Source organism: Rhodococcus sp. 2G, assembly GCF_001886355.1.
Lineage (GTDB): Bacteria > Actinomycetota > Actinomycetes > Mycobacteriales > Mycobacteriaceae > Rhodococcus > Rhodococcus pyridinivorans.
Map to the genome: position 1 here is coordinate 4,185,818 of NZ_CP018063.1, position 26,922 is coordinate 4,212,739.

A 26,922-nucleotide genomic window follows, 5' to 3' on the forward strand; every position below is an offset into this window, starting at 1 on the left:
ACACCGCACGACACCGTAGCCCAGTGCTCGGTGTGGACGCCACCCGTGGTTCCGGAAAACTTCACAGCCGTCCCTCACGTCACTTTCGTGCCGAATGCCCTTTCACCCCTGCGCCTCCAGGTCTCCCACGAGGTGTGAACCTGCGGTCGGAAGCCGTAGCCGGTGTCGGGTTCGGGCAGATGCCCTTCGGGGTCGATCACGACGACCTCCACGCCGTCCCGGTGGAGCCGACCGATCATCTCCAGCAACATCCTTCGGCCGACCGGCAGGATGGTACGGACGAGGGACAGGTCGAAGACCAGGCGTTTCGTCTCCACAGGCTCGTCGACCACGGCCGTCACGAGACCCTCGGAACTGGTGAACTGGAGGTCGCCCTGCAACTCGAGGAGGGTGAGAGACTCGTCACCCTCGCCGATGACATGTCTTCTGCGTAACACCGAGTGTGCGACCATCGGCGCGTCCATCAGATGCAAGTTCATGTCGCGGGAGAGACGACCGAAGGCGGCGACCCCCTGGACGCTGGTGCCGTGGTCGTCGAGGCGCGGCGAGTATGCGGCAATACCCAACTGTCCCGGTAGGATTCCTATGATTCCTCCGGACACGCCGCTCTTGGCGGGGATACCGACGGTGGAGAGCCAGTCCCCCGCCGCGTCGTACATCCCACAGGTCGCCATCACCGACAGCACCTGACGCACCACGTCCCGCGAGAAGATCTCCTCGCACGTCACGGGTTGCACACCGCCCGCCGCGAGCGTCGCGGCCATCATCGCGAGATCCTTGGTCGTCACCGTCACCGAACACTGCCGGATGTACCCCTCGACGATCTCGTCCGGATCGTCCTCGAAAACCTCGTACCCCCGAAGGAGATTGGCGATGGCGACATTGCGATAGGAGTTCTCGAGCTCCGACGATGCGACCTTCTCGTCGATCGTCAGCTCGCGACCGGCCAGGGACGACAGCAGAGAACGGATGTCCTCCACCGAGGCCTCGGGTTGCCGTCCGTCGAGCACCAGGGCGTGTGCGGCGAGCGCACCGGCATTGATCATCGGGTTGAGCGGACGGCCTGTGTTGCGTTCGAGCGAGACCTCGTTGAACGCCTCCCCGGAGGGTTCGACATCGATCACGTCGAGCACGGCGTCGAAGCCTCTCTGTTGCAGCGCAAGACCGTAGACGAAGGGCTTCGAGATCGACTGGATCGTGAACTCGGTGTGGTCGTCGCCCACGGAGTACACCGCACCTTCGGCGGTCACGAGGGTGAGGGCGAACCGGTCCGGGTCGGCCCTCGCCAGTTCCGGGATGTAGTCGGCGAGGGCGCCCGAACTGTCGGCGCATCCTCGGAGCACTTCGGTCAGATAATCCGGCAACGGTGAACGCATGTATTCATCGTGACCGAATCGGACGCTGCCGGGGTGAGGAGTGACGAAGGCGATTGAACCGGCGGATCGCGGGTATGCCATCCCCATGACTGCTCTGTCGTCGGCGCTGTCCGTGCCGTTCCGAGTGGGATCCGCGCTGCGCGGAGCACGCGTGTTCCACCCGCGCGGTGCGACCTTCGAAGGGGTTGCCGAACTCGAGTCGTCCTGGTGGCCGCGGCAGATTCCCCGCCCTACTCCTGTCGTCGCCCGGGTGTCGCGGGCCATCGGCACACCGGACGGCATGCCGGACGTGCTCGGTCTCGCGGTGCGCTTCGCCACGAAGACCGGCCCGTGGGACGTCCTGCTCGCATCGGCTCATCTGCCGGCCCGGGTGGCGCTGCTGCCGGCCCGTTCGTGGTCGAGTGCCCGCTACAGCACGCTCATGGCCTATCGGACCGACAGCGACCCCGCGCCGCGGTGGATCACCGCCGTTCCGCGCGGACGACAACCGTCCTCGACGACCTCCGTGCAGGCACTCGAGATACCGCTCGAGTTCTCTCTCCTGGTGGGTTCCGCCCGCGGGCCTCTGGAAGCGGCGGGACGTCTGACGCTGACTCGCCACCTGCCCGAGAAGGATTCGGAGCAGCCGTCATTCGATCCGACCGTCCACTGCCCCGGATTCGTCGATCCGTGGCCGGGATGGCTCGTCGAGACGCGGCGCGACGCCTACCGGGCGAGCCGGGCCGGACGAGGCGCCTTCCTCGCCCGGCCGCAGCACACCGTCAGCTGATCACCGCGTCGATCGTCTTCTTCAGCGCGGACGGCTGCGCCGGTGACCGCGGGGCGCCCTCCTTCATCTCGAGCATGCGGGCACCGATGTCCTGCAACTGCTTACGGCCGAGCGCCTCGCGCACCTTGGGGAACCACTCGTCCTCCTCCTCGTCGATGTGATGCTCGACGTTCTCGATGAGGACCGTCGTCTTCGCGTCGAAACGCTCTGCGTCGGGCTTCATCCCGGCCAGTTCGATGACGAGCACGTCGGCGACGTGGTGCTCCTCGTACGATTCGAGAATGTCGTCCTCGAGATCGGGGAGCAGGGAACGCACCTCGGGGTACATGCACTCGTTCTCGAGATAGGTGTGCACGGTGAGGGCTTCGATGATCTTGTCGACGATCTTGCCCTTCTCCTTCTCCCCCTCGGCCTTCCGGAAGTCGCGGAAGAGTTTCTTGATCTCCTTGTGGTCTTCCTTCAGCAACACGATCGCGTCTGTGGACACGGTTCCTCCTGCGGCGTGAACATTGCCGCCCCCAGCGGGCGTGGCACAGGAATACCCGTCCGCGACACCGTCACACGCGCACACGATCCGCATTCGCGAGGATGGCCGCCCGCAGTGCCGCCTCCGGGCCGTTGAGTACGGAACGACGCGCCATGAGCACGAACTCGATCTCACCCGCACCGGGAAGCAATCGTTGGGGATCGCGCACCGGGACGAGACCGGGTGGTGGAAGCCGCTCGGCGTGCAGCACCACGCCCAGTCCCGCGAGCGCTGCAGCGCGCAGACCGTTGAGACTGTCGGTCGTGCACGCAACGCGGACACCGCGCCCACTGCGCTGGAGGACCTCGAGCGCGATGTCGCGGGTCAGGGCCGGCGACGGATAGGACACCAGCGGTGTCGGCTCGTCCGGATCGAGGACGTAATCGGGGGCGGACAGGAAGACGAGACGCTCGCTGAAGATCATTTCACCGTGGCGGCTGCCCGGTCGACGCTTGCCGAAGACCAGATCGAGCTCGTTGTCGTCGAGACGGCGCTGCAGATCCTCGCTCAGATCCACCGTGAGTTCGAGATCGATGCGGGGATGACTACGCCGGAACTCGGCGAGGATCGACGGCAGCTCGTAGAGCACCAGGTCCTCGGAGACCCCGAAACGCAGCCGGCCGCTGAGCGGCGACTCCGAGAAGTGCCTGCGGGCGGCATCGTGGCGATCGAGGATCTCGCGGGCGAAGGCGACCATGTCGGCGCCGTCCGCCGTGAGCTCGACGTTGTGCGTGTCGCGTACGAACAGGCGGCGCCCGATCTCCTTCTCGAGTCGCGCGACGTGCTGACTGACCGTCGACTGCCGCAGGCCGAGCCGCTGGGCGGCCGCGGTGAAGCTGCGCTCCCGCTCGACGGCCAGGAAGCTCCGTAGGTGCACCGGATCGAACACCATCCCATTTCATCACGAATCGCGATTACAGAAAACGTGGCGACCGTCTTCTGTAATGACATCCGGCTGCCGTACCGTCGATTCGTGCTCTCCAAGATCCCCGTGCTCGGACGGCTCGACCCGTTCCTGCTCGCCATCCTCGCCACCGTCGCCGTCGCTGCTCTGCTGCCCGCCGACGGGGTCGTACTCGACGGCGTGAACTGGGCCGCCAAGATCGCCATCGGGCTGCTGTTCTTCTTGTACGGCGCGCGCTTGTCCACGCAGGAGACCATCGAGGGTCTCGAGCACTGGCGTCTGCACCTGACGATCCTCGCCACGACCTTCGTCGTCTTCCCGCTGCTCGGTCTGGCCGCCAAGGTGCTCGTGCCGTCGATCCTGAGCGACCCGCTCTATCTCGGCGTCCTGTACCTGTGCCTGCTGCCGTCCACGGTGCAGTCCGCCATCGCGCTCGTCTCGGTGGCGCGCGGCAACATCCCCGGCTCGATCGTCTCGGCCAGCGCCTCGAGTCTCATCGGAATCTTCGCGACTCCACTGCTGGTCGCGCTGACGATGTCCACCCAGGGCGTCACCTTCAGCGGGTCGGCCGTGCTCGACATCGTGCTGATGTTGCTCGTGCCGTTCGTCGCAGGTCAGCTCCTGCGGCGCTGGATCGGCGGCTGGGTGAAGGCCCACGGCAAGCCGCTCAAACTCGTCGACCGCGGATCGATCATGCTGGTCGTGTACGTGGCGTTCAGCCGCGGCATGAACGAGGGTATCTGGTCGATGATCTCGGTCGGCCGCCTGCTCGCCCTCGTCGGTGTGTGCGCGGTGCTGCTCGCGATCGTGCTCGCGCTCACCTGGTACTCGTCGCGCGGACTCGGTTTCGAATATCAGGACCGTGTCGCGATCCTCTTCTGCGGCTCCACGAAGTCCCTCGCCACCGGTCTGCCCATGGCGATCGTGCTGTTCCCCGGCCAGCCCATCGGCCTGATCGTGCTGCCGCTCATGCTGTTCCACCAGATGCAGCTCCTGGTGTGCGCGGCCCTCGCCGGACGCCTGGCGAAGAAGGCACCGGACGGGCTCGTAGCCGTATAGGAGAGCGAGGCCGAAGCTCCTGTTCGACGAAATCGAGGGTGAAATCCGCTGATTCCGATAACGGTGACGTCGTCGTGCCGTCACCGTGCAGGGAGAATCCCGATCCGCGAACCTCGGCTCGAAGGAGCACCGACATGGGTCTGCTATTCCACGATCATCTGCACGACGAGTTCGGAACCTGGCCGCTGGCCTACATCCCCTACGGCGGCGCCGACTTCGGCGAGATCGCCGCAGTGGCCCGGCAGGTGGGCGACGGTGACGACGGGGACTTCTATCGGGCGTGGGTCGAGACCGGGGACCGTCTCGTCGCCGAAGCGGAGTCCTGCGCGACCGCCGGGCACGACGACTCGGCCCGCGAGCTGTTCCTGCGGGCGAGCGCCTACTACGCGACCGCCTACCACCCGCTGTACGGATCTCCCGTCGACCCACGTCTGATCGGCGCCTTCGACAAGCAGGTCGCGGCCTTCGATGCCGGGCTGGCGATCGGGGACACACCCGTCAAGGCTGCCAGGATTCCGTTCGAGGACACCACGCTTCCGGGCTATCTGATTCCCGCACCCGGCCACGAGAACAGCGTGCGGCCGCTCATCGTCTTCACCAACGGATACGACGCCACGATCACCGACATGTACTTCGCATCGGCCGTGGCAGCGCTGCGGCGCGGCTACCACTGTCTCCTGTTCGACGGACCGGGCCAGGGTGAGATGCTCTACAAGCAGAAGATGCCGATGCGTCCGGACTGGGAAGTGGTCGTGCGCGCGGTGATCGATCATGCGACGGCCTCCCCCATCGTCGACCCCGAACGCATCGTCCTGAGCGGATGGAGTCTCGGTGGATATCTCGCGACGCGCGCAGCATCCGGTGAGCATCGTCTGGCCGCGGTGGTCGCCGATCCCGGTCAGTGGAGCGTCGCGGCCGGCACCCGGGCCCTCGGGGCAGCGTTCGGCCTCTCCCCCGAGGTCCTCGACGATCCTCTCTCGATGAGCGCACAGGACGCCGACACGATCATGGCTGCGGTGCAGTCGGATCCGTCGCTGCGCTGGAAGATCGTCGCCCGCGGATTCTGGGTCAACGGAGTCTCGGACATCCGGGAACTGTTCGCGGAGATGAACGCGTACACGCTCGACGAGGTCGGGGAGCATATCTCGTGCCCGGTCGTGGTGACCGCCGCCGAGAGCGATGCCCTCGCGCGCGGTGCAGGAACGTTCGGAGATCGATTGGGCGACAAGGTGACCCTCATCCCGTTCACCGACGCCGAGGGTGCGGGTGGGCATTGCGAGATGGGCAACCGCACCCTCCTCAACAGGCGGGTTCTCGATCGGCTCGACGAACTCCTGGCCCGCACGCCCTGACGATCAGCGGTCGGGCCGGCCCGTGTACGCCTCCGCGAGATACTGCTGCCCGTACCGGGAGCCGACGACCGCGGCGAGTTCGCCCAGCGCCCGCTTGTTCTCGAACGACGTTGCGTCCTCACGGGTGTGGAGCATCGAGGTCATCCAGTACGAGAAGTTCTGTGCCTTCCACACGCGCTGCAGCGCCGTGTCGCTGTAGGCGTCGAGCAGGTCGGACGAACCGGTGGAGAAGAACGAGTCGAGCGCGCGGAAGAGCACCCGGACGTCGGCCAGGGCGAGGTTGAGTCCCTTGGCACCGGTCGGCGGAACGGTGTGGCCGGCATCGCCTGCCAGGAAGAGGTTTCCGTGCCGCATCGGTTCGCACACGTACGAGCGGAACGGCAGGACCATCTGTTCGAAGATGGGTCCGCGCTTCAGTTCGAAACCGTCGGGGCCGTCGACACGCTTCTGCAGTTCGTCCCAGATCCGCTCCTCGCTCCACGTCGACGCGTCCTCGGACGGGTCGCACTGGAAGTACATCCGCTGCACCGACTCGTTGCGTTGACTGATGAGGGCGAATCCATGATCCGAACGCGCATAGATCAATTCGGGAGCGCTCGGGGGAGCCTCGGTGAGGATCCCGAACCATGCGAAGGGGTACTCGATGAAGTGGTCGGTGCGGACGTCGCCCGGAATCGCCTTGCGGCAGATGCTCTGTGATCCGTCCGCTCCGACGAGGATGCGGCACCGGACCTCGACCGGCGTGCCGTCGGATTCGGTGAACCGGATCTTCGGTGTGTCGGTGGTGATGTCGAGAACCTCTGCGTCGCAGACGCTGTAGCGCACATCGCCACCGTCGCGTTCGAGCGAGGCGGCCAGGTCGACGAAGACCTCGTTCTGCGGATACAACCACACCGACTCACCCACGAGGTCCCGGAAATCGATGCGGTGGCTCTCGCCTCCGAAGCGCAGATCGATGCCGTCGTGGCGGTGCCCTTCGTTCAGGACACGGGTGTCGACTCCGCTCTCGGTGAGCAGCGACACCGAGCCGTGCTCGAGGATCCCCGCACGGTGGGTGGTCCGGATGGTCTCGTGATCACGCTTCTCGACGACGATGTTGTCGATCCCCGCCTTCGCGAGGAGGTGGGAGAGCATGAGACCTGCCGGGCCGCCGCCGACGATGCCGACTTCGGTGGTGACGACCGTGCGGGTTGCGTTCATGTGTTCGTCCTTCGCTGCGCGTATCCGATTCGCGTCCCGTCGAGTGTCGTGCGCCTCTCCCACCGCATACGCTGGCTTCTCGTTCAATGAGAAAATGATCGGGTCAGTCCGGGGGACGCTCGCCGACTCCGCGCGCGATGCCGCGGGCAGCGGCCATGAGGACAGGCACGACGGCCTGTTGCCGGGACGCACCGGTGGGCACCACCACGCCGAGCGCCGCCAGGGCATGACCCGACCGCGCGAGGACGGGCACCGCGATGCCCGTGGTGCCCTCGTCCAGCACACCGTCGAAGCGCGCATAGCCCCGCCGGCGGACCTCCGCGAGCGCGCGACGGAAATCTCTCGTCGTCGCAGCGAAGCGCTTCTCCACTTCGGGATGTCGTCGCCGATAGGTTTCCTGCACCTCCGCAGGTGAGAACGCGAGCATCGACATGCCCAGCGACGTGTCGTGGACAGGGAGCCGACGCGCGACCGAGGCCTGGTTGACCACCGAATCGGACGCCGACAGCCGTTCGAGGACGAGGACCTCGTCGTCCTGCAGGACCGCGAGCTGGGTGTGCTGGTGCACCACCGACTGCACGTCCTGCAGGAAGGGCAGCGCCGCCTCCCGCAGATCGCGCGCGGGTGCACTGCGCGCGACGAGTTCCCACAGGCGCAGACCGAGCCGTACCCGGCCGTCGTCGTCCCGGGTGAGCAGACCGTGTTGCACCAGCTCGCCGACGAGCCGGTAGGTCGTGGCCTGCGGGATGCCGGACCTGCGGGCGAGACTCCCGACCGTCAGGCGGGGTTGGGTGTCGTCGAACGACTCGAGGATGCGGACGACGCGGTCGAGCATCGAGTCACCGGACGGCGAGTTGGCCATGCCGCCATTGTTCCGTGTCCGATCCGGGCAGTTTTACCATCCGGATCCGTCCGTAGATTCGACATCCGTCAATATAGACGTGTGTCGAATCAAGATCTCGCGGGTGACGACGCCTGCTGTTCTCCGCTCGTGCGCCAACCCCTGACGGACGATCGCGCCGCCGACCTCGCCCGGATGTTCAAGGCCCTCGGCGATCCGGTGCGTCTGCGGATGCTGTCGCTCGTCGCGAGCCATGCCGGCGGTGAGGCGTGCGTGTGCGACATCTCGGGATCGTTCGATCTGTCCCAACCGACGATCTCGCACCACCTCAGAGTTCTGCGCGAGGCAGGCCTGCTCGAGTGCGAGCGTCGTGGCACCTGGGTGTACTACTGGGTGGTTCCGGTCGCGCTACGGCAACTCTCCGATGTGCTCGGGATCGAGTCGACCGAGGTACCTGCATGAGTGAGCGAACTGCGGTGGACACTCCCGTGATGGGCAGGATGTCGACACTCGACCGCTTCCTTCCCGTGTGGATCGGCACCGCCATCGTCGTCGGCCTGCTGCTCGGCCGCATGATTCCCGGACTCGGAGAAGCCCTGGGTTTCATCGAGGTCGACGGGATCTCGCTGCCGATCGCCCTCGGTCTGCTGATCATGATGTACCCGGTGCTGGCGAAGGTGCGCTACGACCGTCTCGACACGGTCACCGGCGACCGCACCCTGTTGATCTCGTCGCTGATCCTCAACTGGATCGTCGGTCCCGCACTGATGTTCGCGCTCGCGTGGCTGATGTTGCCGGATCTGCCCGAATACCGCACCGGTCTGATCATCGTCGGCCTCGCGCGCTGTATCGCAATGGTGATCATCTGGAACGACCTCGCGTGCGGCGACCGGGAAGCCGCAGCCGTGCTGGTCGCGATCAACTCGGTCTTCCAGGTGATCATGTTCGCCGCTCTCGGCTGGTTCTACCTGTCGGTGCTGCCCGGATGGCTCGGCCTCGAGCAGACCGGTCTCGACGTCTCCCCGTGGGAGATCGCGAAATCCGTGCTGATCTTCCTCGGGATCCCGCTCGTCGCCGGTTTCCTCACTCGTCGATTCGGAGAGAAGGCGAAGGGCCGCAGCTGGTACGAGCAGACCTTCCTGCCGCGCATCGGACCGTGGGCGCTGTACGGACTGCTGTTCACCATCGTGGTCCTGTTCGCGCTGCAGGGTGAACAGATCACCTCGCGACCACTCGACGTCGTACGCATCGCCCTGCCCCTGCTGGCGTACTTCGCGATCATGTGGGGGAGCGGGTATCTCTTCGGCGCTGCAGTAGGACTCGGCTACGAACGCACCACCACACTCGCCTTCACCGCCGCGGGCAACAACTTCGAACTCGCCATCGCCGTCGCGATCGGCACGTTCGGGGTCGCGTCCGGGCAGGCACTGGCGGGAGTCGTCGGCCCCCTCATCGAAGTGCCGGTCCTCGTCGCACTCGTGTACGTCGCTCTGGCCCTGCGCACACGTTTCGTCGCCCGTGCCGGAGGTGCGTCGTGACCGCCGTTCCGTCCGTGTTGTTCGTGTGCGTGCACAATGCCGGACGGTCCCAGATGGCCGCCGGGTTCCTGAGTCGCCTCGCAGGGGATCGCATCACAGTCCGTTCCGCCGGGTCCGCACCCGCCGAGGAGGTGAACCCTGCTGCGGTCGCGGCGATGGCCGAGGTCGGAATCGACATCTCCGGCGAGAACCCGAAGATCCTCACCGCCGACGCCGTGCAGACCTCCGACGTCGTGATCACGATGGGGTGCGGCGACACCTGCCCGGTATTCCCCGGTACGTCCTACCGGGACTGGGTGCTCGACGACCCGGCCGGACGAGGGCTCGACGCCGTGCGTCCGATCCGTGACGAGATCCGGGCGAAGGTCGAGGCATTGATCGCCGAACTGACGCCACCGGCATGATCGAGTTCGGTAACCGCATCCACCGGGTACCCACAGGTCTGTCACGCTGGGCGCCCATGTAGGGCACTCGGTGTGGACGCACGTCGTCCCCGACCTGCTCCGGACACCGCGTTGCACGTCATCGCAGGTCCGGTAGCGTTCTGAGACGACTCGCAATCGCGTGTCGGTCGATCGGCTCGGTGCAGCCGAACTGTGGGAGGTTCCCGTGGCTGGTGGTCTCGTCGCCCTTCTGGACGACGTCGCGGTACTTGCGAAGGCAGCCGCGGCATCCATAGACGACATCGGCGCCGCAGCCGGCAGGGCGAGCGTCAAGGCAGCGGGAGTGGTCGTCGACGACACGGCCGTCACCCCCCGCTACGTGCACGGGTTCACCCCCGATCGCGAACTGCCGATCATCCGCAAGATCGCGATCGGGTCGATCCGCAACAAGCTCCTGATCATCCTGCCGGTCGCGATGATCCTGAGTCAGTTCCTCCCGCAGGCCCTGCCGTATCTGCTCATCGCCGGCGGTCTGTTCCTCTGCTACGAGGGCGCCGAGAAGGTCTACGAAGCGCTCACCGGCGGCCACCACGAAAAAGAGGCCACCGCAGCGGAGAAGGGCCCCGAGTTCGAGAAGGCCATGATCGGCGGCGCGATCCGCACCGACCTGATCCTGTCCGCCGAGATCATGGTGATCTCGCTGGCCTCGGTCGAGGACGAACCCTTCCTGACTCGCCTGCTCGTCCTCATCGTCGTCGCCGTCCTCATCACCGTCCTGGTGTACGGCGTGGTCGCCCTGATCGTGAAGATGGACGACGTCGGCCTGGCGCTCGCGAAACGGAAGTCCACTTTCGCTCAGCGCGTCGGTCGCGGTCTCGTGAAGGCGATGCCGAAGCTGATGACCGTTCTCACCGTGGTCGGGATCGCCGCCATGCTGTGGGTCGGTGGGCACATCCTGCTCGTCAATGTCGGCGAGGCCGGATTCCATTGGCCTGCCGATCGTCTGCACGACCTCGAGCACTCGTTCGGCGAGCTCGTGCACGGCGGATTCGGCGGCGTGCTGTCGTGGACCGCGGGGACCGTGACATCCGCTCTGGTGGGCCTGATCGTGGGTGCGATCGTCGTGCTGCTCATGCACCTGATCCCGCGGCGGAAGAAGGCCGACGCCGCGCACTGACGCCGCCGGATCCCCCGGACGGGTCACTCGGGGGCGTTTCTCCGGACCGCCTGCGCGAACGCCCGCATGAGACCGGGATCCTTGATGCCGCGTTCGGCCTCGATGCCGCTGGAGACGTCGACACCCCACGCCCCGGACGTGGCAAGCGCCCTCTCGACATTGTCGGGGTTCAGCCCGCCCGCGAGGACCCACCGGCCGGACGGCAGGGCACTGCGGTCCTGCCAGTCCCACGTCTTCCCGGCACCGGCGACGGCACCGTCGACGAGCAACAGGTCGGCGCCGAAGTCCTCGGACAGCGCCTCGGCTCCTCCGGTGTTGATCGCGCGGATCACCGTGAATCCCGCGTCGTGCAGCACGCGCACGTCGTCGGCCGACCGCAGGTCGTGCACCTGGACGTGATCGAGATTCGCGGCTCGGGCCGTCGTGACGATCTCGTCGAGGGACGCATTCACATAGACGCCGACGGCGAGTGTTCCCGCCGGCACGCGGGTGCGGAGCGTCGCGGCCCGATCCGGGGAGATGCGACGAGGGCTCTTCACGAGGACGAAACCGACCGCGTCGACGCCCAGTTCGACGGCGAGATCGACGGTCGCCTCGTCCTGCAGTCCGCACATCTTGATGAACGTCATCACTACCTTCCTCGCCGCTTCTCCATCTCGAGGATATGTGTGCGACCGTCAGCGGCAGCAGTTCGGATCCAGGACGACCCTGAGCGCCTCGAGGGACTCGGCGCGGGCACGGTGATAGACGTTCATCCCGCGTCGCTCGGATTCGACCATGCCCGCCTTGCGTAGTTGTCCGAGGTGATGACTCACCGTGGATTCCGCCAGATCCACACCGGCGGCAAGATCGCACGTGCACACCGCACCTTCGTCGGCGGTGAGCAGGATCGACACGAGTTTGATGCGCACCGGATCGGCCAGGGCCTTCAACCGCAACGCGACCTCGAGGGCGGCGTCGTCGCGCATCGGCGCAGCCGATACCGGCGCGCAGCAGATCGGGGCGCGGACATCGATCACGGGCAGCGCTTTCGGCATGATTCGAGCCTAACCACCTTCTTGACATATGTCGAAATACAGGAGCATCCTGTGGGCGGTAATTCGATATATGTCACACAGGTGGAGGCAGTCATGTCACGCATCCAGTTCGCCCTCGACGTCGACGACCTGCCCGAAGCGGTCGCCTTCTACTCGACACTGTTCGGCACCGAACCGGCCAAGCTCGAACCGGGCTACGCCAACTTCGCGATCGCCGATCCGCCGTTGAAGCTGGTGCTGTTCGAGAACCCGGGCAAGGGCGGCACGATCAACCATCTCGGGGTCGAGGTCGACTCGTCCGAGAAGGTGCACACCGAGATCGCCCGATTGACCGAGGCGGGCCTGTTCGCCGACGAGGAGATGGGCACGACCTGTTGCTACGCCACGCAAGACAAGGCGTGGGTGACGGGTCCGGCAGGGGAGAAGTGGGAGGTGTACACCGTCCTGGCGGATTCGGCCACCTTCGGGTCGAGCCCGCAGCATCTCGACGGCACGCAGGAAGCCAGCGGCGGAACATGCTGCACGACCGGTGCCCCGGACGAGCAGCAGGACGACAACTCCACGCCGAAAACCGGCGTAACCTCCTGCTGCTGACCGCCTTTCGCTACGAATATCACGGAACCGGAACGAGATCTGTCGCCTCGCCGCCGGGCGGGGCGACGACTCGTATCAGCCTCGCGCCATGTCCACGAACCGCGACAGGTGCAGCTGGTGGGCAACGGTGATGGTCGCGGTCGGGCCGTTACGGTGCTTGCCGACGATGAGGTCGGCCTCGCCACCACGCGGGTCGTCGCGCTCGAAGGCGTCGGGGCGGTGCAACAGGATGACCATGTCGGCGTCCTGCTCGAGGCTGTTGTGCACCGCGATGCCGTCGGCGACGAAATTGTGTGTGCCGGGCACCGTTCCGTCGTAGACGTCCTGCTCGCCGAGACTCGTGACGGAGACGATCTCGTCCCAGAACACATTGTTGGTGGCGACCATGTCGATGTCGGCCGTGTCGAGGACATCGGCGACCCGGGCGAGGCGCGAGCGTGCACCCTCGGTGGTGCGCGGGGTGGCGGACGCGACCGGTCCGATCGGAGCGAGCTGTTCGACGGCGAGCAATTCGCCGAGCTCGGCTTCGATCTCGGGGGTGACGGTGTCGGGGCTGTGCTTGACGAGCTTCGGTCCGAGCTGCGCCAGGACCCACTGCGCCGCGGTTCCGTGCTTGCCCACGTCGTGGAGGAAGACCGCCTGGTTCTCCGCCCCGGTGACCGTGAGGTCCCAGCCCTCGCCGGTATCGGTGATCCGCGCGAACACACCGATGCGCAGGAGCAGGCGCGCGAGGTCGTCGGCCAGACGACGCTCCACCGACCGGTAGCGGACGACGGCGCGGGCAGCGCCTGCGTCCCATGCGACCTCACCGCTGTCTTCCCAGATGTGGCAGACGAGCTCGGCGACCTGCTCCTTGGGGAGTGAGAACGCGCGGGTGGGGATCAGTCGGCCGGCCACGGCAGTGTCCGCGAGAGCGGCCACCTCGTCGTCGGATGCGGGTATCACGTCGAGGGGTGCGGGCACCGCACGCGGCACTGCGACACGCTCACCGGCGACCAACTCGCCCAACGGCATCCAGCCGTCGATGGTGAGGAAGGGATGGTTCGCGGTGGCTTCGACACGACGTCCCGAGGCCAGCTCCAACCGGAAGACTTCCTTACGGCCGCTGGGGAAGACCTTCACCATCGGCCGGACGACCATCCGCATGCGTTCATCGAGCGACCACACGAGGGGCTGTTCGCCCGACTCGAGCAACTCGCCGAGCGTGACTTCGGCACCGGTGTCGGCGCGCATGATGCGTGTGGACGCCGGCAGGCAGCCCGACTCACGGAGGTCGGAGACCTGCGGCCGCTTGTCGGTGCGCTGCTCGGGACCACGGTTGAGCTGACACACCGCGACGACCGGAACCTCGAGTTCCTTCGCGAGAAGCTTGAGGCTACGCGAGAACTCGGAGACCTCCTGCTGACGTGACTCGACCTTCTTGCCGGACGACATGAGCTGCAGGTAGTCGATGACGATGAGACGGATGTCGTGTTTCTGCTTGAGCCGCCGCGCTTTTGCGCGGATCTCCATCATCGTGAGGTTCGGTGAGTCGTCGATGAACAACGGCGCTTCGCTGATCTCGCTCATGCGGCGGGCGAGACGCGTCCAGTCGTCGTCGGTCATGCGTCCGGATCGCATGTCGCCGAGCTTGATCTTCGCCTCCGCGGACAACAGACGCATGACGATCTCGGTCTTGCCCATCTCGAGCGAGAAGATGACCGACGCCATGCCGTGCTTGATAGAGCACGACCGCATGAAGTCCATGCTCAGCGTGGAGTTGTGTGTGGGCACCATCGCGCGACCCGCGAGGTACATGTGGTCGCCGTCGACCTCGACGCACCGCACCGGGACCGAGGGAACCGGGCGGACGGCGACGATGCGGCGCTCGCGCGGCATGGTGGCGCGGCATTCCTTGTGCCGCACGGCCTTGCTGGGCAGGACGAAGACGTCGTCGGCGGTGGCGAAGGAGATATCGGTGCCGTCGAGCACCGGCGCGTAACCGAGGCCCGACAGGAGTTCGGCGACGCCCTGCACCAGACGCTCGGACGAGCCGACGAACCGGATGGTGCCGTCGTCGTCGATCTCTCCACCGGCGTCGAGCAGACCCGCGAGGAGTTCGCGACGCTGCGGTTCGGATGCCCGCTGGTATTCGGCGGGGATGTGGGCGCCGAGCGCGACGAGGGCGCTCGTGAAACCACCTTCGCCGTCGATACGCATGTGCAGTTCGGGATCGGACGACGGGCCGCCGAGCCACGCACCGAGCGTGAAGGGGGAGACGGGCAGCTCGGTTGCCGGGAACGACAGTGCCTCGGTGTTCGCGACGGTGTGCCCGGCGTCGGCGGTGGCGGCGAGTTCGCCCGTGGTGCGGATCGCGCCGTCGCCGGTGCGCCACTGGTGCTGCTCGTCGGCGACGATCACGGTGCCGTCGGAGAACACGACGTCGAAGCACGGCCGGCCGTGCATGACCTCGGTGGCGGCGAGGACGCGGGTGGGGCGGCCGTCGGCGCCGAGGAGTTCGTCGCCCACACCGACCTCGCCCATCGTGGTCCAGCCGGTGGGGGTGGGCAGGGGAGTGTCGAGCGCGAGGGCCTTACCCACACCGGGACGCGCGGCGACGATGATCATCTGGCCGGCGTGCAGCCCGTTGGTGAGCTCGTCGAGTTCGGCGAAGCCGGTGGGCACGCCGAGGGAGATACCGCCACGGCTGGCGATGGAGTCGATCTCGTCCATCGTGGGCTGCAGGAGTTCTTCGAGCGGCACGAAGTCTTCGGTGGTGCGTCGTTCGGCGACCTCGAAGACCTCCGCCTGCGCGCGGTCGACGATCTCGGCGACGTCCTGGCCGTCGGCGCCGGCGTAGCCGTACTGGACGATGCGCGTGCCTGCCTCGACGAGACGACGCAGGACGGCCTTCTCGGCGACGATCTCGGCGTAGTAGCCGGCATTGGCCGCGGTGGGGACGGTCTGGGTGAGCGTGACGAGATAGGCGGCTCCGCCGAGACGCTTGAGTTCGCCGCGCCGGTCGAGCTCGGCCGACACGGTGACCGGGTCGGCGGGTTCGCCACGGCTGTAGAGATCGAGGATCGCGTCGTACACGGCCTGGTGGGCCGGACGGTAGAAGTCGCCGGGTCTCAGCACTTCGAGGACGTCGGCGATGGCGTCCTTGCTCAGCAGCATGCCACCGAGCACGGACTGCTCGGCCACGAGATCCTGAGGGGGCTGTCGACCGAAGTCTCCACTCGGTTCCTCGGGAGGTCCCGAATATTCGGGATTTCCACGATCGTCAACGACGGCCACTGCAGTGCCTGCCTTCCTCCACATGTCCCCGTCCGGCGCGCTGTGCTCCGGCGGATACCTGCACGCACTCCCGGTGTCGGTACCCGGGGTTTCGTGTCCGGTTCTACTCGCCCCTACCGACATCCTGTGTGTGGAGTCGTGCGCCCGACGTTAGGGATCCGGATGACCCTCCACAACTCGGGTTGTGCACACAGTTGGGGATGAATTGTGGAAAGAGGAGGACAGCCTTGTGCACGGGATGTGTACAACCTGGGGACAACACATCTCACATCTCTCATAACTGCAGGTAGGAGCAGAAAAATGCCTGTTCACACGTGTGGAGAAGAAGAATTTCGGCGTGTCGGAGGGCCGGGCGTGTTCACCCATTCGTTCCCCGAACGACATTCCGAGGAGTCACAACGGTGTGGTTTACCCCCCGGTTTATCCACAGGTTGTGCACAGACGACGAGGAGCCCCACGCCGACCAGGCGCGGGGCTCCTCGAGGAGCCGGAATCAGGCAGCCACGACGTTCAGCGTGAACTTCGCGGTGACATCCGGGTGCAGCTTCACGACGATCTGGTGCTTGCCGGTCGCCTTGATGTGGGCCTTGGGCAGCTCGATGATGCGCTTGTCGACAACCGGGCCACCGGCAGCCTTGAGAGCACCGGCGACATCGGCAGCGGTGACCGAGCCGAACAGCTTGCCCGAGTCGCTCGAGGTCTTGACGCTCAGCGAAACGTCCTCGAGGCCCTCGATGGCGGCCTTGAGCTCCTGAGCGTGCTCGAGGCCGCGCACGGCGCGAGCCTCCTGGGCACGGCGGATGCCCTCGACCTGCTTCTGGGCACCACGGGTGGCGACGATCGCCAGGCCGCGGGGCAGCAGGTAGTTGCGGCCGTAGCCGTCCTTGACCTCAACGGTGTCGCCAGGCGCACCGAGGTTGTCCACGTCAGCAGTAAGGATGAGCTTCATCGTGTCCCTCCCTTTCCTCAGCGAGTCGTCGAGACGTAAGGGAGCAGAGCCACCTCACGAGAGTTCTTGACAGCAACAGCGACGTCGCGCTGGTGCTGCACGCAGTTGCCGGTGACGCGGCGAGCGCGGATCTTGCCGCGATCGCTGACGTACTTGCGCAGCAGCGTCGTGTCCTTGTAATCGATCTGCACGTTCTTTTCCTTGCAGAAGGTGCAGACCTTCTTCTTCAAAACCTTCTCGCGCGCGGGCGACTTAGGCATGGTCGTTCTCCGTAATTTTGGATGTTCCGATCGAGGTCGGATCAGAACGGAGGCTCGTCGTCCCCGGAACCACCGAAGGAACCCGACTGCGGGGCGTCGCCCCACGGGTCGTCTCCGCCGACGTTCGTGTTCTGAGCGGGACGGCCACCGCCCGATCCACCGGAGGAACCACCGAAGCCTCCGCCACCGCCACCGCGACCGGCCTTGGTGACCTTGGCCGTGGCGTAACGGAGCGAGGGGCCGATCTCGTCGACCTCGAGCTCCACGACAGTGCGCTTCTCGCCTTCACGCGTCTCGTAGCTGCGCTGCTTGAGCCGGCCCTGCACGATCACACGCGAGCCGCGAGTCAAGCTCTCGGCCACGTTCTCCGCTGCCTCACGCCAGATGTTGCAGCGCAGGAACAGAGCCTCGCCGTCCTTCCATTCGTTGGACTGACGGTCGAACACGCGGGGCGTGGATGCAACGGTGAAGTTCGCAACCGCAGCACCCGCGGGGGTGAAACGCAGTTCGGGGTCGGCGGTCAGATTGCCGACCACGGTGATGACGGTGTCGCCTGCCATGTGGTTCCTCCTGCAGTGTGGGGAGTCCTGATGCGCCAGAGCCTACGGCCCGGCGCCGACAGGCTCACTTGCCGTGGCGCAGAACCTTGGTGCGGAGCACCGACTCGTTCAGGCCGAGCTGGCGATCCAGCTCTGCAACGGCAGCAGGCGTCGCGCTGATGTCGATCACCGCGTAGATGCCTTCGCTGTTCTTGGCGATCTCGTAGGCGAGACGGCGCTTACCCCACACGTCGACCTTGTCGACCTTGCCGCCTTCCTGGCGAATGACGTTGAGGAACGTCTCCAGCGAGGGAGCGACAGTGCGCTCGTCCAGGCTGGGGTCCAGGATGATCATCAATTCGTAATGACGCATAAGACCTCATCACCTCCTATGGACTGTGAACGGTCACGGACGTTCCGTGACAGGAGGGTCGTTGCGTCAGCAACCCATGAAGGGTACACGACGGCCCGGCGACCAGCGAAATCGCCGACCGTCGCGGGCAGGGGATTTGTCCTAGGGTGAGGACATGCGCACGAGCTCCGGGACCGTCTCGCTCGTCGCCGTCCTGACGTGCGCGGTGATGATGTGGTTCGGCTACCTGAACAAGGCCCGGTGCGCAGGCCCCACCTTCGACGCCGAGGGCCGCACGCTGCGGTTCGAGGACATCAAGGACGTCGACGTCTGCTATTCCGACATCCAGCAGTTGTGGATCGGCCGCGGCATCAACCTCCACGTCTTCCCCTTCGTCGACGGGGGCATCACCTCGTCGGGAGCGTTGACCGGGGGCACCGTCGAGTACCCCGTGCTCAGCGGGGTGCTCATGTGGATCGGGGCCATCGGTGCCCACACCGATGCGGAGTTCCTCCTGCAGTCGGCGTTGTTGCTCGCCCCCTTCGGGCTGGTCACCGCGTGGTTGCTCGCCCGGATGGCCGGATGGGCCGCGCTGTTGTGGTCGCTCACGCCGCCGCTCGTGCTCTACGCCTTCCTCAACTGGGACCTGCCGGTCGTGGCGGTCACCGTCACCGCCGCCGCGGTGCTGACGATCGAACGCTGGTCGCTGCGGACTCGCGGAGTGGTCGCGGCAGTGCTGCTGGGCGTGGGCTTCTGTCTCAAGCTCTATCCGGGCATCTTCGTTCTGCCGCTCATGGCCTATGTCCTCACCGGCGGGAGCTCACCCGATCGGAAGCGGGACGTCCCCGGCGCCCTCGCCGTCGCGGGCACGGCGGCAGCGACGGTCGCCGCGATCAACCTGCCCTTCGCGATCCTCGGCTACGAGGGCTGGCGGGCGTCGTTCGCCTTCCAGCAGAACCGGGAAGCGGACGGGACCAGCAACTCCATCTGGTACTGGGGTCTGCGGCCGCTGATGGGCGGCTACCAGGAATACGAGAACACCCCCCAGTACAACGAGTTGGTGGCCCAGTTGTCGCCGACGCTGATCGCGCTGTCGTTCGCGCTCGCCCTGTGGCTCGGATGGCGCCGATACCTCCGCGACGGCGTCTATCCGTGGCTCGGTACCGGGGCCGCGATGCTGTGCGGGTTCATGCTCTTCCACAAGGTGCACTCACCGCAGTACACGCTGTGGCTGCTGCCGATGTTGATTCTGCTGCGCGTGCCATGGGGTCTCGTCGCCGCCTATCTGCTCGCCGATCTCGCCATCGGCATCGGCATCTTCCGGTGGTTCGCCGCGACCGCCGGCGAAACGGACATGGCCCTGCCGCTCACGCTCGTCCACATCGGAGTGTGGGGACGAGCGGTCCTGCTGGTCGTGCTGTTCTTCGTCTTCCTGCGCGTCCCGCCCAGAACTCCGTGGCAGCAGACGGAACGGACGGGCTACACTCGCCGTCCGACGACGACCGGGAGAGCGCAATGAACGACCACTGGATGGAACATCCCGTCCTCGAGGGCCCTCGTATCCGACTCGAGCCCCTCGCCGACGCGCACGTCGAAGGTCTGCTGAAGGCCGCCGACGATCCCGACACGATCTTCGCCTGGGCACACCTTGTGATCCGCGACCTCGACGACGCGCGCACATTCGTGCGCGAGGCCGTGGCCGATCCGTCCCGGCTGCCGTACGCGATCGTCGACAGGGCGACCGGCGAGGTGCTGGGGTCGACGTCCTACTACCTCCTCGAACCGGCCCACCGCACACTGGTGATCGGCTACACCTGGCTGTCGACCCGGGTGCAGCGGACCCACGTGAACAGCGAGTCGAAACTGCTTCTGCTGCAGCGCGCCTTCGACGACCTCGGGGCCGTGCGCGTGACCTGGCACGCCGACGAACGCAACACCCGTTCGCGCGACGCCCTCCGCCGGCTCGGCGCTACCGAGGAGGGCCTGCTTCGCAAGCACCGCAGGCGCCGCGACGGCAGCTGGCGGACCACCGCGCTGTTCTCCCTCACCGACGACGAGTGGCCCGGGGTATGCGCCCGGCTCGAGGAGCGCACGGTGCGATGAGGACGAGGCGCGCGCTCGCAGCCCCCATGGCGATCGCCGTGGGTGCGGTCGCGGTGTGCGCCGCGGTGGCGTGGGCCGACCCGACCACGCCGGGCGGGGTCATTCCGCCGTGCCCCACCTACTCACTGTTCGGAATCCTGTGTCCCGGTTGCGGTTCGTCGCGGATGCTGTACTCGCTCGTCCATCTCGACATGCCGGCAGCATTGCACTACAACGCCCTCGGTCTCGTCGCGCTGGCTGTGCTCACCGTGGCCTTCGGTCTATGGACGTGGAGCAGGGCGCAGGGCACACCGATGCCGCGGTGGACGCGATACCGGTGGACCCCGCACCTCGTGCTGATCCTGACGGCGATGTGGTTCGTCGTGCGCAACATCCCGGTCGCGCCGTTCACCGCCCTACGGATCTGACCGTCAGAGGATCGGGCAGTTGACCAGGTAGTCCCAGTCCGTCCCGGGATCCCCGGTCACTCGGACGAGAATCGAGGATGCGCTACCTGCCGGCACATTCACCACTGCCGATCCGGTGCCTTCGTTGATGCTGTCACCGATACGGCCGGTGTCGTAGATCTGGGAACCCCCGTAGAACACCTGGATCCGGTCGGGAACGTCGTAGGTCTCCCATTCGAGCAGGAACGACGTGGGACCGCTGCGACCCAACTCGTGGTAGGTGCCGGTGACACCTTCCCCTCCCGACTGCCGCGACTGGTTGCACTGCTGGGTCGTCGGCAGCGATGATCCGTTGCCCAGGATCGCACTGCCCAGATCGATCGCCCGTCCACCCAGATCCACCACGCTGCCGGGCAGTTCGGACACGCTGCCGGGCAGATCGTTGCTGCCGGCGCTGCCGGTGGGAGCGGCCGAAGCGGCAACGGGCGCACCGAATGCGACCGCCGCCACCGTGACCGCCGTCAGAACCGCGCGCAGACCCGAACTGCGAATACGAGACATGCTTCCTCCGATGATCGATGCGTTGAATCCCCCACCAGGACGTTCCCACACCGCGAGGCCTGTGCGTATCCTGCAATCGGATGAATCTGTCTCGGTCGGAACATCTTCCGGCCATTCCGATTCACGCCGTGTCGCCGCACGGCGGCCGGAAGGGAACACCCGGCAGGTGCCGTTCCCATTCGTCCTCGGTCACCGGAGTGCCGACGGTGGAACACAGTGTCGCCGCGACGGGCTCGGGGTCGAGTTGCCACAGTCGCACGGAACGGTCGGGACCACCTCCGACGAGCGCCGCTCCGTCGTGCGCGAAGGTGGCGTCGTAGAACCGGCTTCCGTAGGCGGTGAGCACCGCGTGGGTGGTGGGGGAGTCCGGTCGGGTGACATCCCAGATCCACGCCGACCCGTCGCCGACGCCGGCCGTGAGACGATCCCCGTAGGGGGAGAAGTGCAGCGAGTACACCGCGTCCGCCCGCCCGGTGATCCACGCCAGTTCGCGTGGGACGGCAGGGTCCGCGACATCCCACAGGCGCACACTGCGGTCGGTGCTCGCCGCGGCCAGGATCGTTCCGTCGCCACCGAACGCGACCGTCTGCGCCTGACTCTCGAATCCGGACGACTCGGAGATCCGAGTCGGGTCGGTGGGATCGGAAAGATCCCACAGTCCGACGAGACCGCCGGCACTCGCTACAGCCACGATGTCGGCAGTGGGATGCCACGACAGCATGTACGGATAGTTGTCGGCTTCGAAGGTGCCGACGACACGCGGAGCAGCGAGATCGGAGGCGCCGACGATCGCGACTTTCGCGTCCCCCGTCGCCGTTACCGCCACGACGGGTCGGTCGGGAGCGAACTCGACCACTCCGACGACACCGTGACGACGCCCTCGGTTGTCCCGGCGAACTGCGGCGCTGCAGGGTCCGCCAGATCCACAGGTGCACGGACCCGCCGGATGTTCCTGCTGCAGCGAGTGATCCGGTCTTCGACAGTGCCGCGGCACCGCTGAACCGATCCTCGACGGATGGGCTCAGAGACGGCAGTTCCACCGCCGCACCGGTATCGGCGATGTCCCACAGCGGCAAACCATTCGACCGTCCTCCGCCGCCCGAGCTGGCTCCTTTCGTTAGTGCGTGAGTGAGGACCCCGAAATCCGGTCGAGCAGTCCTTGTAGGTCGGCGTCGACCTGCGGTGGGAAGATGTGTCAGGTGCCGTTGATCGCGATGGTCGCCGACCGCAGCGGACGCAGCAGTTTGACAACCTTGACGATCGCGAGACCGCTGCGTTCCTGCACCACCCGGGAGACCGCCAATGCCGCGAACACCACCGTCAGGTGCGCCTCGATCGCATCGCGGGTGCGGTGGAAGATCGGCCGGGCCCGCAGATCCGTCTTCGACATCCGGAACGACTGTTCGACATGCCACAACTCGTGATACTTGCCGATGATCTCGCTCGGATCCATCAGGGAGACAGGAAGGTTGGTGACGTAACCTTTCAGGACGACGAGCATCCTGGCGCGTTCGAGCGAGGCAGTGTCCAGCCGCCGGCCCTTCGCGGTGACTGTCACAAACCATGTGGACTTCGGCGCGGCGTCCCCGTCGACTACGGCCCGGGTGCGGGCTTCCTGGGCCGCCCGCCGACAACGGGCGTGGCCCGGATGTGCATGTTCATGTTCGCCTACGAACCCGATGGTCGGTGCTCGGGCTGAGAACTCCGCTCGGCCGATGCCGGGGTGGGTCGTGCCGGTGGGTCGTGCCGGTGGGTCGAGGCAGTTGTCGCTGTGCCGGGATTCCTGGGTGCGTTCCTGAATCAGGGGGCGACGTCGATGACCACACGGACCGGGTCATCGAGGGCGTACACCGCGAAGGGCAGGACCGCATCGGTGTGAGAATGGTTGAGAATTCCTGTCGTGCAGAGACGTCGAGATATCAAGGGCTCGCCGGCTGGGGCGGGAGCGGCCGCTCGGTGGGCAGCGGTTCGTTCGGGGTCCAGGCGTCGAAGGGCACCTCGAAGGTGACCGTGCCGGCTCGTTCGAAGGTGAAGGTCACCGGGTGGGTCAGGCCGGGGCGGATCGCTTCGGCGGGGAATCGGCCGCGCACCGTCAGGGGACGATCCGGTGCCGTGGTCGGTCGGAGTTGTTCGATGGGTTCTCCGGCGGCCAGGGAACTGCCGGGCAGAAGTTCGCGTGCCTGATCGGAGGCATCGAGTGTCAACTCTCCGGCGGGGGAGTCGATCGAGACGAGCCGGTCGGGGGTGGAGGACTGGTTGATGACGGTGAAGGAGAGTGTGACCTGTCCGTATCGGGGGACGGCTGGATCGGTGGGTTCGGCCTCGAAGTACACATTGCGCAGCAGCAGGTCGCCGAGTTCGGCGTTGGTGCCGTTGATGGCGGCCTGCTGGGTGTCGGTTTGGGTGATCTGCCCTGCCCCACATGCGACGAGCAGGGGCGCCGTCAACGCGAGAACGAGGAGCGACCAGGCGCGGCGACGCGCGGCCGAGATGCGGTGGGTGTGTAGGCGATGTCGTGCAGGGGGTTCCACAGGGTCTCCTTTCGTCGTGATCGACCGGGCGTCGGTTCGGACGTTCGCCGGATCACTGCGCTTTGCGGTAGGCGTGGCGCAGCTGCCAGATCCGGGCGCCGCCGATCACCGCGGCGATCAGCAGTCCGGCCAGAGCCGCGAACAGTAGCGCCACGCCCAGCGGGAGGGTGAAATTCCAGCCGAGGAAGGCAATGGCGGTGCGTTCGGTGTTCTGCAGGATGAACACCAGCAGCGCGACGGTGACCACGGCTCCTATGGTCAGTGCCACCAGCATCCGGCCGGTGCGGGTCGGTTCGACCGCTCCAGCTGCGGGGGCGGTGTGGTCTGCGGACCCGGTGGGGGTTGGGTCGGCGTCACCGGAACGCCGGGCGGGGTGTGAGTTGTGGGTACGCATGATCGGTTTCTCTCTTCATCGGTCCGAAGCAGGCACCAGGGCGATCCCGTGGGTGGTCAGAATGTGCCGAGGGTGCCCTGCCACACGGCCACGAGGAGGTAGATGGCGACAGCGAGGGGATAGTAGGGATTCATCGATGTTCCTCAGCATGCTTTACATGGCCCGCACGGGGCGATGTGACATCACTGCTGCGAGGCAGTGTGAGGGGTCGAGATCTCGAGGGGTGCTCGACATGGGCGCCACGCGCTGTCCGAGGCCAGTTCAGTGCGGTTCGGTGGAGGTGTTCGGCCGTGTGTCGCCGACCGTGGTGTCGCGCTCGGGCCGGTCTGCTGAGGTCGGCGCGTACATGCGGTCCAGGTGCAGCTTGATCCATTCGGTGGCCACGGTCCGGGGGAGAAAGAAGTGCGAGTTCATGATCCTGCTCAGCTGGTGGGTTGCGGATACTCGCAGTCCACGGTCGGGTTGATTCCCATGTAGTTCAGGGGTCCGGCCACGATGGTTACGGCGATGGTGCCGACGCTGGCGCAGTTGGTCGAGGCGTCACCGTAGTATCCGCGTTGTCCTGCGGCGACGGCGCCGATGATCAACCAGATCAGTATCAGGAGGCTGAGCAGGCCGGATAGACGGCTTCTGGTTCGCATCGTGTGCTCCTGTCCACGAAAGCGGCGGCATCGCGCACGGTGCTCGGTCCGCCGTCCCAACCCGATGTGTGCTGTGTGCGGGACTGGGTGCTCGATCCGATCGGCGTTACCCGGCGGGTGCGCCCTCCGATACGCTGTTCGTTGCGGCGAAGCAACTGTTGCGATCTATGGTGCATCGTGAAATCGGCTGTGGATCTTGCGCTTTCGTTTCTACGGTCCACCCTAGTAACGCGGTGGAGGCGTGCCAAGGCAGGAGGGAGGATGTGGGTTGATGGTTATGCGATTGCAATCACTCGGTGCGGTCCGGGTCAATTCGTGCCCGGAATGAGCCGTCCCTCTCACGACAGGGCTACCGGTCACGCTCCTCGAGGCCGCGGGCAGAAAGGGTGTGCGCGTAGCGGCGATCGCGGTGACCTCAGCCCAGGCAGCGGCCTGGTTCGCCTCGTCCCGTCCGCCGCCACGTTCGACGAGCCGGAAGGCGAGCGTTGCGGTGACCTCAACTCTGCGCCGGCCGCTCGGACTCAGAGCGTGCTGGGTGTGGGAGGGTGGCCGGGTAGCCGCACCACATGCAAGAAAGAGTTGTCGATCTTGCGGATCACGTCGGCGAACTGATCGAAGTCGACGGGTTTGGTGATGCAGGCGTTGGCGTGCAGCCGGTAACTGCGTAGCAAGTCTTCTTCGGCTGCGGAGGAGGTCAGCCAGCACCTCACGGCCATCGCGGCTGGGGAGATTCAAATCGAGCAGGACCAGATCCGGGCGGAGCGCATCTCTGTACAGGCCCCGTGGCGGTGCAGGAACTGCAAGGCTTGCTATGCCACAACGTTGCATAGATGTCCCGCAACGCCCCTGCGATGAGTGCCGGGGGGTTCCCCCTGCGCCGAGCGCACTGAGTAACCACGTCATTGCCGTCTACCTCCGGTCCCTATCAGGGGCCGGTTGCACGCGATCGCCTTGTCCTGCTCCGGCCCGGATGTAGAGTTTGCGTCCCGCCGCGCCGGTGAGACCGAACGCGACCGTGCTCGCGGTCAGCACGAGCGTGCCGGCGCCGAGCACGGCGTCGTCGACGCCGAGACGTTCGGCTTCCATCGTCAGATAGAACAATGCGGATACCCCCACCGGCCCGAACCAGCCGAGATACACCGCGTCGCGCAGCGGTAGATGCAGTGGCCGTCGCAACAACAGTACGACCGGGATCCGCCGCAGAAGCAGGACAGCGACCACCAGGGCGGGCGCCTTCCAGCCCAGCTCGGCCCACTGCTGCCACGGTAGGGCGGCGCCGAGCAGGAAGAACAACGGCAGGACTGCGAACCTGTTGACGGCCTCGTCGATCTCGACTTCGGAAGTCCGTTCGGCGCCGGTGCCGACGGCGTTGAAGGCCAGGCCGCCGCCGAATACGGCGAGCACCCCGTCGACCCGCAGCAGACCGGCCACGCCGAGGATTCCCAGTGCCAGCACAACGGTGAACAACAGGGCCGGGCCGTGTGCGGTGGCGCCGTGCTTGTCACCCAGTCGCAGTGCTGCACCGCCGACGACGCCGAGGAGTGCGCCGGCGACCAGGGCGCCGAGGACCTGCCACAGTGATTCGGTGACCGCCGCACCGGCGCTGAGTGGGCCGGCGACCGCGATCGCGGCGACCACCAGTGGCAGCGCCAGGCCGTCGTTCGCGGCGGATTCGAGCGAGAGCAGCTGTCGGTCCCGGGCGGGAAGGTCCCGTTCTGCAAGATCGCCGGTGACCACACTCGAGGCCAGCACCGGATCGGTGGGACAGATCGCGGTGCCGAACAGCAGCGCCGCGGCCAACGGTAAACCGGCCACCGCCCATCCGAGTCCGGCCGACATCGCCGCCATCGCGGGCATGACGATCAACAGCAACACGGCCAGTGCGCGGCGGTGGCGACGCACCGCGGCGATGGGATAACGCAACGCAACCGCCATGACGGACACGGCCAGCAGGATCCGGGCGAGCTCATGGAACAGACCGTGCTCGACCGTCACCGGTGCAATCGGCAACGCATCGAGCACGTGCGGCCCGAGCAGTACCCCGGCAAGCAGACCGAGTAGGGGTTCGGACAACGGCAGGCGTCGCATCGTCGAGGAAATCGCTGCCACGACCACGCCGAGCGCGCCGACCACGGCGAGAACGACATCGATGTGCATGACCGTCGCATTCCCCG

General features: G+C 66.5%; 30 protein-coding genes and 2 pseudogenes. 11 read left to right on the forward strand and 21 right to left on the reverse strand.

Annotated features, from left to right (window positions below; all coding sequences use genetic code 11):
* Positions 1-74 precede the first annotated feature (74 nt).
* Positions 75-1,376: a glutaminase gene (locus BO226_RS19870; protein ID WP_064256840.1), complete on the reverse strand. Its 1,302-nt coding sequence runs from the start codon at positions 1,374-1,376 to the stop codon at positions 75-77.
* 85 nt (positions 1,377-1,461) lie between these two features.
* On the opposite strand from BO226_RS19870, the gene BO226_RS19875 reads away from it, so the two are divergent.
* On the forward strand, positions 1,462-2,145 hold the full coding sequence (locus BO226_RS19875; RefSeq protein ID WP_006550784.1) for a hypothetical protein: 684 nt from the start codon (positions 1,462-1,464) through the stop codon (positions 2,143-2,145).
* On the opposite strand, the gene BO226_RS19880 is transcribed toward BO226_RS19875, so the two are convergent.
* Both BO226_RS19880 and BO226_RS19885 read right to left on the reverse strand, forming a co-directional pair.
* The gene (locus BO226_RS19880) at positions 2,138-2,632 is read right to left on the reverse strand and encodes a hemerythrin domain-containing protein (RefSeq protein WP_006550785.1); all 495 of its coding nucleotides are present in this window, start codon (positions 2,630-2,632) and stop codon (positions 2,138-2,140) included. The genes BO226_RS19875 and BO226_RS19880 overlap by 8 nt on opposite strands.
* 70 nt (positions 2,633-2,702) lie before the next feature.
* Positions 2,703-3,563, reverse strand: a complete 861-nt coding sequence (locus tag BO226_RS19885; RefSeq protein ID WP_019290565.1) for a LysR family transcriptional regulator — start codon at positions 3,561-3,563, stop codon at positions 2,703-2,705.
* Positions 3,564-3,644: 81 nt separating this feature from the next.
* Here BO226_RS19885 and BO226_RS19890 point away from each other — a divergent pair, with 81 nt between their 5' ends.
* Positions 3,645-4,634 (forward strand): bile acid:sodium symporter family protein, encoded by a 990-nt coding sequence (locus BO226_RS19890; protein ID WP_050993543.1) that lies wholly within the window; start codon positions 3,645-3,647, stop codon positions 4,632-4,634.
* Between the two features lie 134 nt (positions 4,635-4,768).
* Entirely contained in the window at positions 4,769-5,986 is a 1,218-nt protein-coding gene (locus BO226_RS19895) for an alpha/beta hydrolase (protein WP_064256790.1), read from the forward strand.
* A 3-nt stretch (positions 5,987-5,989) separates the two neighbouring features.
* Here BO226_RS19895 and BO226_RS19900 read toward each other — a convergent pair whose 3' ends face one another.
* Both BO226_RS19900 and BO226_RS19905 read right to left on the reverse strand, forming a co-directional pair.
* Positions 5,990-7,186, reverse strand: a complete 1,197-nt coding sequence (locus BO226_RS19900) for a 4-hydroxybenzoate 3-monooxygenase (RefSeq protein ID WP_064256839.1) — start codon at positions 7,184-7,186, stop codon at positions 5,990-5,992.
* A gap of 103 nt (positions 7,187-7,289) precedes the next feature.
* On the reverse strand, positions 7,290-8,048 hold the full coding sequence (locus BO226_RS19905) for an IclR family transcriptional regulator (RefSeq protein WP_006550790.1): 759 nt from the start codon (positions 8,046-8,048) through the stop codon (positions 7,290-7,292).
* An 81-nt stretch (positions 8,049-8,129) separates the two neighbouring features.
* Between BO226_RS19905 and BO226_RS19910 the strand changes: the two genes are divergently transcribed.
* From BO226_RS19910 to BO226_RS19925, 4 genes are all read left to right on the forward strand, one after another.
* Positions 8,130-8,489 (forward strand): ArsR/SmtB family transcription factor, encoded by a 360-nt coding sequence (locus tag BO226_RS19910; protein WP_064256789.1) that lies wholly within the window; start codon positions 8,130-8,132, stop codon positions 8,487-8,489.
* The gene (arsB, locus tag BO226_RS19915; protein ID WP_071935969.1) at positions 8,486-9,565 is read left to right on the forward strand and encodes an ACR3 family arsenite efflux transporter; all 1,080 of its coding nucleotides are present in this window, start codon (positions 8,486-8,488) and stop codon (positions 9,563-9,565) included. The genes BO226_RS19910 and arsB overlap by 4 nt, the downstream gene beginning before the upstream one ends.
* Positions 9,562-9,969, forward strand: coding sequence for an arsenate reductase ArsC (locus BO226_RS19920; RefSeq protein WP_019290558.1), 408 nt, complete (start codon positions 9,562-9,564; stop codon positions 9,967-9,969). The genes arsB and BO226_RS19920 overlap by 4 nt, the downstream gene beginning before the upstream one ends.
* 205 nt (positions 9,970-10,174) lie before the next feature.
* Positions 10,175-11,125: a DUF808 domain-containing protein gene (locus BO226_RS19925; protein ID WP_197481825.1), complete on the forward strand. Its 951-nt coding sequence runs from the start codon at positions 10,175-10,177 to the stop codon at positions 11,123-11,125.
* A 23-nt stretch (positions 11,126-11,148) separates the two neighbouring features.
* On the opposite strand, the gene BO226_RS19930 is transcribed toward BO226_RS19925, so the two are convergent.
* Together BO226_RS19930 and BO226_RS19935 are read right to left on the reverse strand one after the other, a co-directional pair.
* Positions 11,149-11,754 carry a phosphoribosylanthranilate isomerase gene (locus BO226_RS19930; protein ID WP_064256095.1) on the reverse strand — a complete coding sequence of 202 codons (606 nt, stop codon included), beginning with the start codon at positions 11,752-11,754 and terminating at the stop codon, positions 11,149-11,151.
* A 48-nt stretch (positions 11,755-11,802) separates the two neighbouring features.
* Positions 11,803-12,162, reverse strand: coding sequence for an Rv2640c family ArsR-like transcriptional regulator (locus tag BO226_RS19935; protein WP_006550795.1), 360 nt, complete (start codon positions 12,160-12,162; stop codon positions 11,803-11,805).
* 93 nt (positions 12,163-12,255) lie between these two features.
* Here BO226_RS19935 and BO226_RS19940 point away from each other — a divergent pair, with 93 nt between their 5' ends.
* Positions 12,256-12,756, forward strand: coding sequence for an ArsI/CadI family heavy metal resistance metalloenzyme (locus BO226_RS19940; protein ID WP_006550796.1), 501 nt, complete (start codon positions 12,256-12,258; stop codon positions 12,754-12,756).
* Between the two features lie 75 nt (positions 12,757-12,831).
* Here the strand turns inward: BO226_RS19940 and dnaB are convergent, their stop codons facing one another.
* From dnaB to rpsF, 5 genes are all read right to left on the reverse strand, one after another.
* Entirely contained in the window at positions 12,832-16,056 is a 3,225-nt protein-coding gene (dnaB, locus tag BO226_RS19945) for a replicative DNA helicase (RefSeq protein WP_071935970.1), read from the reverse strand.
* Positions 16,057-16,525: 469 nt separating this feature from the next.
* Positions 16,526-16,981, reverse strand: coding sequence for a 50S ribosomal protein L9 (gene rplI / locus BO226_RS19950; RefSeq protein ID WP_006550799.1), 456 nt, complete (start codon positions 16,979-16,981; stop codon positions 16,526-16,528).
* A 17-nt stretch (positions 16,982-16,998) separates the two neighbouring features.
* Positions 16,999-17,241: a 30S ribosomal protein S18 gene (rpsR, locus tag BO226_RS19955; protein WP_006550800.1), complete on the reverse strand. Its 243-nt coding sequence runs from the start codon at positions 17,239-17,241 to the stop codon at positions 16,999-17,001.
* 41 nt (positions 17,242-17,282) lie between these two features.
* Complete coding sequence (locus tag BO226_RS19960) at positions 17,283-17,801, reverse strand: single-stranded DNA-binding protein (protein ID WP_006550801.1); 519 nt, start codon at positions 17,799-17,801, stop codon at positions 17,283-17,285.
* A gap of 64 nt (positions 17,802-17,865) precedes the next feature.
* On the reverse strand, positions 17,866-18,153 hold the full coding sequence (gene rpsF / locus BO226_RS19965; protein ID WP_006550802.1) for a 30S ribosomal protein S6: 288 nt from the start codon (positions 18,151-18,153) through the stop codon (positions 17,866-17,868).
* Positions 18,154-18,307: 154 nt separating this feature from the next.
* Here rpsF and BO226_RS19970 point away from each other — a divergent pair, with 154 nt between their 5' ends.
* The 3 genes from BO226_RS19970 to BO226_RS19980 are packed head-to-tail and all read left to right on the forward strand — an operon-like array spanning position 18,308 to position 20,642.
* On the forward strand, positions 18,308-19,651 hold the full coding sequence (locus BO226_RS19970) for a glycosyltransferase 87 family protein (RefSeq protein WP_064256093.1): 1,344 nt from the start codon (positions 18,308-18,310) through the stop codon (positions 19,649-19,651).
* Positions 19,648-20,235: a GNAT family N-acetyltransferase gene (locus BO226_RS19975; RefSeq protein WP_064256092.1), complete on the forward strand. Its 588-nt coding sequence runs from the start codon at positions 19,648-19,650 to the stop codon at positions 20,233-20,235. The genes BO226_RS19970 and BO226_RS19975 overlap by 4 nt, the downstream gene beginning before the upstream one ends.
* A gap of 26 nt (positions 20,236-20,261) precedes the next feature.
* On the forward strand, positions 20,262-20,642 hold the full coding sequence (locus BO226_RS19980; protein WP_039584396.1) for a DUF2752 domain-containing protein: 381 nt from the start codon (positions 20,262-20,264) through the stop codon (positions 20,640-20,642).
* Between the two features lie 3 nt (positions 20,643-20,645).
* On the opposite strand, the gene BO226_RS19985 is transcribed toward BO226_RS19980, so the two are convergent.
* From BO226_RS19985 to BO226_RS20020, 9 genes and pseudogenes are all read right to left on the reverse strand, one after another.
* Positions 20,646-21,182 carry a hypothetical protein gene (locus tag BO226_RS19985; RefSeq protein WP_064256091.1) on the reverse strand — a complete coding sequence of 179 codons (537 nt, stop codon included), beginning with the start codon at positions 21,180-21,182 and terminating at the stop codon, positions 20,646-20,648.
* Positions 21,183-21,303: 121 nt separating this feature from the next.
* Positions 21,304-22,038 (reverse strand): WD40 repeat domain-containing protein, encoded by a 735-nt coding sequence (locus tag BO226_RS19990; RefSeq protein ID WP_064256090.1) that lies wholly within the window; start codon positions 22,036-22,038, stop codon positions 21,304-21,306.
* A gap of 261 nt (positions 22,039-22,299) precedes the next feature.
* Positions 22,300-22,806 (reverse strand): annotated as a pseudogene (locus BO226_RS19995) (IS1634 family transposase); the annotation flags it as partial.
* A 295-nt stretch (positions 22,807-23,101) separates the two neighbouring features.
* On the reverse strand, positions 23,102-23,713 hold the full coding sequence (locus BO226_RS20000) for a hypothetical protein (protein ID WP_024102470.1): 612 nt from the start codon (positions 23,711-23,713) through the stop codon (positions 23,102-23,104).
* Positions 23,714-23,765: 52 nt separating this feature from the next.
* Positions 23,766-24,107 carry a lipopolysaccharide assembly protein LapA domain-containing protein gene (locus BO226_RS28190; protein WP_231911992.1) on the reverse strand — a complete coding sequence of 114 codons (342 nt, stop codon included), beginning with the start codon at positions 24,105-24,107 and terminating at the stop codon, positions 23,766-23,768.
* A 261-nt stretch (positions 24,108-24,368) separates the two neighbouring features.
* Positions 24,369-24,521 carry a hypothetical protein gene (locus BO226_RS27275; RefSeq protein ID WP_019290544.1) on the reverse strand — a complete coding sequence of 51 codons (153 nt, stop codon included), beginning with the start codon at positions 24,519-24,521 and terminating at the stop codon, positions 24,369-24,371.
* Between the two features lie 8 nt (positions 24,522-24,529).
* Positions 24,530-24,748, reverse strand: coding sequence for a hypothetical protein (locus BO226_RS20010; RefSeq protein WP_006550812.1), 219 nt, complete (start codon positions 24,746-24,748; stop codon positions 24,530-24,532).
* A gap of 521 nt (positions 24,749-25,269) precedes the next feature.
* Positions 25,270-25,557 (reverse strand): annotated as a pseudogene (locus tag BO226_RS20015) (response regulator); the annotation flags it as partial.
* 100 nt (positions 25,558-25,657) lie between these two features.
* A complete protein-coding gene (locus BO226_RS20020; RefSeq protein ID WP_064256087.1) occupies positions 25,658-26,905 on the reverse strand; it encodes a cation:proton antiporter domain-containing protein in 1,248 nt (415 codons plus the stop codon).
* Positions 26,906-26,922 lie beyond the last annotated feature (17 nt).